7 protein-coding genes and 1 pseudogene are annotated in these 7,824 nt (G+C 67.1%); 3 read left to right on the forward strand and 5 right to left on the reverse strand.

Annotation, left to right across the window (positions count from 1 at the left end; genetic code table 11):
• Position 1 precedes the first annotated feature (1 nt).
• Positions 2–607 (forward strand): ABC-type transport auxiliary lipoprotein family protein, encoded by a 606-nt coding sequence (locus tag AC6RA4_RS06080; protein WP_500158412.1) that lies wholly within the window; start codon positions 2–4, stop codon positions 605–607.
• On the opposite strand, the gene AC6RA4_RS06085 is transcribed toward AC6RA4_RS06080, so the two are convergent.
• The 5 genes from AC6RA4_RS06085 to AC6RA4_RS06105 all read right to left on the reverse strand — a co-directional run bounded on the left by AC6RA4_RS06085 (position 608) and on the right by AC6RA4_RS06105 (position 6,430).
• On the reverse strand, positions 608–2,035 hold the full coding sequence (locus AC6RA4_RS06085; protein ID WP_500158414.1) for an amidase: 1,428 nt from the start codon (positions 2,033–2,035) through the stop codon (positions 608–610).
• A gap of 191 nt (positions 2,036–2,226) precedes the next feature.
• The gene (locus AC6RA4_RS06090) at positions 2,227–3,324 is read right to left on the reverse strand and encodes an ABC transporter ATP-binding protein (RefSeq protein ID WP_500158416.1); all 1,098 of its coding nucleotides are present in this window, start codon (positions 3,322–3,324) and stop codon (positions 2,227–2,229) included.
• A gap of 5 nt (positions 3,325–3,329) precedes the next feature.
• Positions 3,330–4,241, reverse strand: a complete 912-nt coding sequence (locus tag AC6RA4_RS06095) for a carbohydrate ABC transporter permease (protein ID WP_500158418.1) — start codon at positions 4,239–4,241, stop codon at positions 3,330–3,332.
• Positions 4,234–5,106 carry a carbohydrate ABC transporter permease gene (locus AC6RA4_RS06100; protein ID WP_222603399.1) on the reverse strand — a complete coding sequence of 291 codons (873 nt, stop codon included), beginning with the start codon at positions 5,104–5,106 and terminating at the stop codon, positions 4,234–4,236. Before AC6RA4_RS06100 ends, AC6RA4_RS06095 begins: the two co-directional genes overlap by 8 nt.
• Before the next feature lie 79 nt (positions 5,107–5,185).
• Positions 5,186–6,430: an ABC transporter substrate-binding protein gene (locus AC6RA4_RS06105; RefSeq protein ID WP_500158421.1), complete on the reverse strand. Its 1,245-nt coding sequence runs from the start codon at positions 6,428–6,430 to the stop codon at positions 5,186–5,188.
• Positions 6,431–6,642: 212 nt separating this feature from the next.
• On the opposite strand from AC6RA4_RS06105, the gene AC6RA4_RS06110 reads away from it, so the two are divergent.
• Together AC6RA4_RS06110 and AC6RA4_RS06115 are read left to right on the forward strand one after the other, a co-directional pair.
• Positions 6,643–7,380 carry a response regulator transcription factor gene (locus AC6RA4_RS06110; RefSeq protein WP_500158423.1) on the forward strand — a complete coding sequence of 246 codons (738 nt, stop codon included), beginning with the start codon at positions 6,643–6,645 and terminating at the stop codon, positions 7,378–7,380.
• A pseudogene (locus tag AC6RA4_RS06115) lies at positions 7,377–7,824 on the forward strand (sensor histidine kinase); the annotation flags it as partial. The gene AC6RA4_RS06110 and the pseudogene AC6RA4_RS06115, both read left to right, overlap by 4 nt.

Here is a 7,824-nt window from a genome sequence, read left to right on the forward strand (position 1 = left end):
CATGCTGCGCCTTTCCCCGCTCCTGTTCGCCGCTGCCCTGTCGGGCTGTGGCGCGCTTTCCGCGCTCGACAAGGCGTCGACGCCGCTCGAGGTCTACGAGCTGCGCACGCCCCCGGTGGCGCAAAGCGGCGCGCGGCGTGGTGTCGAGGTGATCGTCGAAGAGCCGATCGCCAGCGGCTCGCTCGCGACCGAGCGCATCATGATCCGGCCCTCGGCGCTGCAGGCGCAGTACCTGCCGGGCGTGCGATGGGCCGATCCGGCGCCGGCGATGCTGCAGACCATGCTGGTGCGCAGCCTTTCCGAGACCGGCGCGCTGGGGTCGGTCAGCCGCCGCCCGGTCGGGCCGCGCGCGGACTATGCGGTGCTGGGCGAGCTGACGGATTTTCAGGGTGAGGCCACCGAGGGGGACGAGGCCGGGCTCGTGCGGGTGCGCTTCGTGCTCCGCGTGGTGCGCGAAGGCGATGCCCGCGTTGTGGCGACGCGGAGTTTCGAGGCTACCGAGCTGGCGGCCTCGGCCGAACCCGACATCGTCGTTGCCGCCTTCGACAGCGCCACCTCACGGCTGCTGCCCGAGGCGGTGGCCTGGATCGTGGCGCAGGCGCGCTGATCAGAGCTGCGGCGGGCGCCGGTTCGGCCAATCGGTCGCCTGGTGATAGGCATCGCCCATCGCCAGCAGCGCCGCGTCGCTGCCGGTGGCGCCGAAGAGCTGCATCCCCATCGGCAGGCCGTCTTGCGAGAAGCCGGCGGGCATCCCGAGGCAGGGGAGACCGGCAAGGCTCACCGGCACCACGATCTCCATCCAGCGGTGATAGGTGTCCATCTTGCGGCCCGCGATCTCCTCGGGCCAGCGCCACTCGACCGGGAAGGGCCAGACCTGCGCGCTGGGCAGGGCGAGCGCGTCGTATGTCTCGAACAGCCGCGCGGCGCGGCGATACCAGAGCGAGCGGGTCTTGCTGGCCTCGTAGACCGCCTCGGCGCTGAGCCCCTGCCCCTGCTCGATCTCCCACAGCGACTCGGGCTTGGTGAGCGCGCGCTTGGCCGGATCGGCGGCGAGGTCGCGCTTGGCGCCTGCGTTGAGCGCGGCGCGCAGGGTGATCCACGAGGACCAGAGCTTTTCCGCCGGGTAGGGGGCGGAGACCGGCTCGACGATGGCGCCGAGCTCCTCAAAAACCTTCAGCGCCGCCTCCACCGTCTCGAGGATCCCCGGCTCGGTGGCGTAGGCGCCACCCCAGTCGGCCAGCCAGCCGATGCGCTTGCCCTTCAGCCCCTCGCCGAAGCGGGCGGTATAGTCCTCCGCCGCGCGCCCGAAGGGCACCTCGGGGTTGGGCCCCGCAAGCGCCGAGAGCAGCAGCGCCACGTCGCGCGGGTTGCGGGCCATCGGGCCCTCGGTGGCCAGTGTCGTGAGAAACGTGTCGCCGCCCGCATCCGGTGGCACCAGCCCCCAGCTCGGGCGGAAGCCGTAGACGTTGCAGAAGGCGGCGGGGTTGCGCAGCGAACCCATCATGTCCGAGCCGTCGGCGAGCGGCAGCATCCGCGCCGCCAGCGCCGCCGCCGCACCGCCCGAGGATCCTCCGGCGCTGCGCGTGGAATCGTAGGGATTGCGGGTGGCGCCGAAGACCTCGTTGAAGCTGTGCGAGCCGTGGCCCCATTCGGGGGTGTTTGTCTTGCCGATCAGGATCGCCCCGGCCTCGCGCAGGCGCCTGGCCACGAGATCATCCTCGGCGGGCACGAAATCGGCAAAGACTGGCGAGCCGTAGGTGGTCCGCATGCCCTTGGTCGCCACGAGGTCCTTCACCGCGATCGGCAGACCGGCGAGCGGGCCGGGATGCGGCTCGGCGTCCATGGCCTCGGCCTCGGCGAGCAGCTCGTCGCGCGGGCGCAGGGTGACGATGGCGTTGACCTGAGGGTTGGTGGCGTCAATGCGGTCGAGCACTGCCGTCATCAGCTCTCGGGCCGAGATCTGCCGCGCGCGCAGCGCGGCGGCGAGATCCGTGGCGCCGGCATCGGTGAGGGCGGCGGGAAGCTGGGGGGTCATGGGCTGGGCCTCTTCGGATGGTCGGTGTCGTCGATCCGGAAAGGCATGCACTTTCCCGCGGTCGGTCGCGGGCGATGGTTCCCCGCCGGGCAGCGATGGTCAAGCAGCGGTTGGACATTCGATGAGGCGAGGGGGCGGAGATCCTCTCCGGCGGGCGTCGGGGCGGCACCTGGCGCGCCGACCCGCGAGGATCAGTTGATCCGTTCGCCGGTCTCGGGCGCGAAGTAGGAGACCTTGGCGAGGTCGAAGGCGAGGTTGTGCACCGTGCCCGGCGCCGCCTCGGTCTCGGAATGCAGGCGCGCGGTCAGGGGCTTGCCGCCAAGCCGGGTCTGCACGTAGGTGTCGGCGCCCGCGGGCTCGACGATCTCGACCTTGCAGGGCGCTTCCTGCACCAGCTCGCCGACCCGGAACCCGGGCTCCGAGATATCCTCGGGGCGCAGGCCGAGGATGATGTCTGCCGGGAGGCCCTCGGCGCGCGGATCTACGAGCCGGATCGGCTCGAGGTCCGGGCGCTGAATCTCGATCATCGTGCCGCCGCTGCCTCGACTTGTCTTGGCCGGGATCAGGTTCATCGCCGGCGAGCCCATGAAATCGGCCACGAAGAGGTTGGCGGGGCGGTTGTAGATCTCCGAAGGCGTGCCAATCTGCTGGATGATGCCGCCCTTCATCACCACGATCTTGGTGGCCAGCGTCATCGCCTCGATCTGGTCGTGGGTGACGTAGACCATCGAGGCGCCGAGCTTGTGGTGCAGGGTCTTGATCTCGGTGCGCATCTCGACGCGCAGCTTGGCGTCGAGGTTCGACAGCGGCTCGTCGAAGAGGAACAGCTTGGGATCGCGCACCAGCGCCCGGCCCATCGCCACCCGCTGCCGCTGACCGCCCGAGAGCTGGCCGGGGCGGCGATTGAGGAAGGGCTCGATCTGGAGCTGGCGGGCCACCTCTGCGAGCTTGCTCTTCTGGGTCTCGGGATCGACGCCGCGCACCTTCATGCCGAAGGTGATGTTCTTGGCGACGCTCATCGTCGGGTAGAGCGCGTAGGACTGGAACACCATGGCGATGTCGCGGTCCTTGGGCGAGACATGGGTCATGTCGTGACCGTCGATCTTGAGCGTGCCGCCCGAGATCGGCTCGAGGCCGGCGATGCAGTTGAGCAGGGTCGACTTGCCGCAGCCCGAGGGGCCGACGAGCACGAGGAACTCGCCCTTGTCGATCGAGACGTTGATGTCCTTCAGCACCTCGGTCGCGCCGTAGTTCTTGTAGAGATTGGTGATTTCGAGGATCGGGGCCATTTGGGTCATCCTTTGACGGAGCCGGCGGTGAGACCGCGGATGAAGTATTTGCCAGCGACGATGTAGACGAGGAGGGTCGGCAGGGCGGCGATGATCGCGGCGGCCATGTCGACGTTGTATTCCTTCACGCCGGTGGTCGAGTTGACGATGTTGTTGAGCGCAACCGTGACAGGCTGGGTGCCGGCCTGGCTGAACGACACGCCGAACAGGAAGTCATTCCAGATCTGGGTGAACTGCCAGATCACGCTGACCACGATGATCGGGATGCTGAGCGGCAGGAAGATCGCGAAGAAGATCCGCACGAAGCCCGCGCCGTCGACCTTGGCGGCCTTCACCAGCTCGACCGGGATGGTGACATAGTAGTTGCGGAAGAACAGCGTGGTGAAGCCGAGCCCGTAGATCACGTGCACGAAGATCAGCCCCGGGATGGTGCCGGCGATGCCCATGATGCCGAGCATCCGTGCCATCGGCAGCAGCACCACCTGGAACGGGATGAAGCAGCCGAAGAGCATCAGCGCGAAGATGATGTTGGCACCGCGGAAGCGCCACTGCGCGATCACGTAGCCGTTCATCGCGCCCAGCAGGGTCGAGATCAGAACCGCCGGGACGGCGAGCATCACCGAGTTCCAGAAATACGGCTTCACCCCTTCGCACTGGATGCCGGTGCAGGCTTCGGACCAGGCGGTGCGCCAGGCGTCGAAGGTGAGCTCGCGCGGCAGCGACAGCAGGTCGCCGGTGCGGATCTCCTCGAGGCTCTTGAGCGAGGTGGTGACCATCACGAAGAGCGGCATGAGGTAGTAGAGCGCGAACAGGCCAAGCACGATGTAGAGCAGCCAGCGCAGGGCGATCTTGCCGAAGGAACGACCTTTCGGGCGCTCCGAGGCGACGGTGGCGGGGGTTGCGGAGACGTCAGTCATTGCGCGCCCTCAGTTCGGAATAGAGATAGGGAACCACGATGGCGAAGACGACGAGCATCATGATCATCGCCGAGGCCGCGGCCTGGCCGATGTCACCGCGCGAGAAGGCCATTGCGTACATGTAGGTTGCGGGAAGGTCGGTGGCGTAGCCCGGTCCGCCGCCGGTCAGGGCGATGACGAGGTCGAAGGCCTTGATGGCGAGGTGGGCGAGCACGATGAAGGCCGACAGGAATATCGGCGCCATCGAGGGGATGATGATCGAGACATAGACGCGCCATGTCGGGATGCCGTCGATCTGCGCCGCGCGGATGATCTCGGTATCGACCGAGCGCAGGCCCGCGAGGAACAGCGCCATGACGAAGCCAGAGCTCTGCCAGATCGCCGCCAGCACGACGGTATAGATCGCCATGTCCGGGTTCACCAGCCAGTCGAAGGTGAAGTTCTCGTAGCCCCAGCCCTTGACCATCGCCTCGAGCCCGAGGCCCGGGTTGAGGATCCATTTCCACGCCGTACCGGTGACGATCATCGAGAGCGCCATCGGGTAGAGATAGATGGTGCGGATCGCCCCTTCGACGCGGATCTGCTGGTCGAGCAGGATCGCGAGGATCAGGCCGAGGATCATCGACACGCCGATGAACAGGCCGCCGAAGATGTAGAGGTTGTTCATCGCCGTGTCCCAACGCGGCGAGTCGAACAGGCGCTCGTACTGGATGAAGCCTTCGATCTGGTATTTCGGCAGCAGGCGCGAGCGGGTCAGAGACACCCAGGCGGTCCATGCGATGAAGCCGTAAACGAAGATCAGGATCGCGATGAAGCTGGGCGCCAGCACGATCTTTGGCAAATGGGTTTCGAACCACTTGGCCATATTGTCCTCCCCTGAATGTCCCGCCCCGAAAAACGGGGCGGGACGGGTCTTGGTCTGGTGAGGGGCAGAAGCCCCCGGATTACATCGAGTTGGCGACCGCGTCGGCAAGCATCTGGACCGCCTCGTCAGAGGACATGTCCGAGTTGAAATGCGCCGTCACCACGTCGGTGATCGCACCGGCCTGAGCGCCGCGCAGCGCCATGCCGTGGGCATAGGAGGGCAGCAGCGCGCCGGACTCGGACGCGGCAGTCATGTCCTCGGAGGACTTCTGGGCGCACATGTCGAACTCGTCGAGCGACACGTCGGTCCGCACCGGGATCGAGCCCTTGTTCATGTTGAACACCTTCTGGAAGTTCGGGCCGACGATCAGCTTGGCAAGCAGGTCCTGACCGGCCTTCTTGTCGTCGCCGTCGACGTTGAACATCGCGAAGCTGTCGACGTTGTAGAGGTAGCCGTCACCGGGGGTCGACGAGCAGAGGAAGTCTTCGCCCGGCACCTTGCCGGCGGCGAGGAATTCACCCTTGGCCCAGTCGCCCATGATCTGGAACGCGGCTTCGCCGTTCATCACCATCGCGGTGGCGAGGTTCCAGTCGCGGCCCGAGAAGTTGTCGTCGACATAGCCGCGCAGGGTGCGCATCTGGTCGAACGAGGCCTTCATGGTGTCGGAGGTCAGCGCCTCGGGATCGAGATCGACAAGCGCCTTCTGGAAGAACTCCGGCCCGCCAAGGCCAAGCACCACGGTCTCGAACACGGTGGCGTCCTGCCAGGCCTGGCCGCCATGGGCGAGCGGGATCACGCCGGCTTCCTGAAGCTTTTCAGCCGCCGCGTTGAACTCGTCCCAGGTGGTCGGCATCTCGATGCCGTTGGCCTCGAGCACCTCGGCATTGGCCCAGATCCAGTCGACGCGGTGCACGTTCACCGGCGAGGCGCACCAGGTGTCCTCGCACTTCATGTGCGCGGCGATCGAGGCGGGCAGCACGTCGGCCCAGCCTTCGGCCTCGGCCACCGACGAGATGTCGGCCAGAACGCCTTCCTCGTACCATTCCTGGATCGCCGGGCCCTTGAGCTGCACGGCGGTGGGCGCGTTGCCCGAGAGCACGCGGGCGCGCAGCGCGGTCATCGCCGCATCGCCGCCGCCGCCTGCGACCGGCATGTCGGTCCAGGTGCCGCCGTTCTCGGCAAATTCTTCCTGCAGGACGCCGACCGCCTTGGCTTCGCCGCCCGAGGTCCACCAGTGCAGCACCTCGGCCTGAGGCTCGGCATGACCGATGGTCGCAACGGAGAGGGCCAGCGACGAAATCGCGGCCAGAGTGGTATATTTCATGGTGTAGTCCTCCCAAACTAGACTGCCGATCCGGCAGCTCCGACGTAATTTTGCGCCTCGTGAACTGACTCGCGCAAGAGTATTGCGCGGGCTGTTTGCGCCCACAGGATGAGATTTTGGGCAATCCTGTTACAACCTGTTACAGGCTCGCGGATTTTGCTTGCACGTGCTAGCAAGCCGCAGCCCAACGAGGCGCAAAGAAGGAGGGTCATGTGAGCATCTCGAGATTGCTGGTTGTCGATGACGATGACGAGATGCGCGACATGATGACCGAGTTTCTCCGGAAGAACGGCTTCATGGCGCTGGGCGCGGCCTCGCATTCCGAGATCGAGGCGGCGATGTCGGCGGGGCGCATCGACCTCGTCCTGCTCGACGTGATGCTGGGAGACGAGAGCGGGCTCGAGATCTGCGCCCGGCTGCGCCGCGATCAGGACGTGCCGATCATCATGGTCTCGGCGCTGTCGGCGGATCACCAGCGCATGGCGGGATACGAGGTCGGCGCGGACGATTACATCGCCAAGCCGTTCAACCCCGATCTGCTGCTGGCGCGGGTGCGCGCGGTGCTGGCGCGGGCCGGGCGCTCGGCCTCGCTGGCCTACCGGCGGCGCACCAAGACCTTCCGCTTCAACGGCTGGAGCTATGACGCCAAGCGCAACGAGGTGCTCTCGCCCGCCGGCTACCAGGTGGCGCTGTCACGCCGCGAGACGGCGCTCTTGCAGGCCTTCCTCGCCAATCCGCACATTCCGCTCACCCGCGAGGAGATCGCCGCCGCGCTCGACGTGACCGGCGAGGGCGATCCGCATGACGAGGCCCATGGTCGCGCCATCGACGTGCTGGTGGGCCGCCTTCGCTCGAAGATCGAGGCCGCGCCCAAGGATCCGCAGATGCTGCGCACCGAGCGCGGCGTGGGCTATGTCTTTGCCGCCGACGTGACCTCGGAAGACACGTGAGCCGCTGGGGCCTCAGCCTGCGCGACAGCGGCGCGCTCCTGATGTTCGCGGCGATGGCGGCGGGGTTGATCGTGGCGACCATGTGGGGCGTGACACAGGCGCGCTGGAGCAGCTATCTCACCGAAGCCGAGCGCAACGGCATGCTGCTCTACAACACGCTGTCGCGCGGCGCCGTCGCGCCCGAGGGCATCATCATCACGCCGCTCTCGCCGGAGGATCAGGCGCTGGCCGAGAGGGGCGAGTTCTCGCGCATCAGCGGGCTGCCGCGCCCGGCCTATCTCACCATCGCGCCGATCCTGCCCGACGCCACCGGCGGCGCCGGGCTGAGCCTCGTGGTGGTCTCGGACGATCTGCAATACCGGGTCGCCGATCTCGTCACCCATTCGCGCCAGCGCCCGGAGGAGACGCTGGGCCAGCTGACCCGGCTGATGGCGCGCTATTGCA

The sequence above is a fragment of the Salipiger sp. genome (assembly GCF_059781815.1).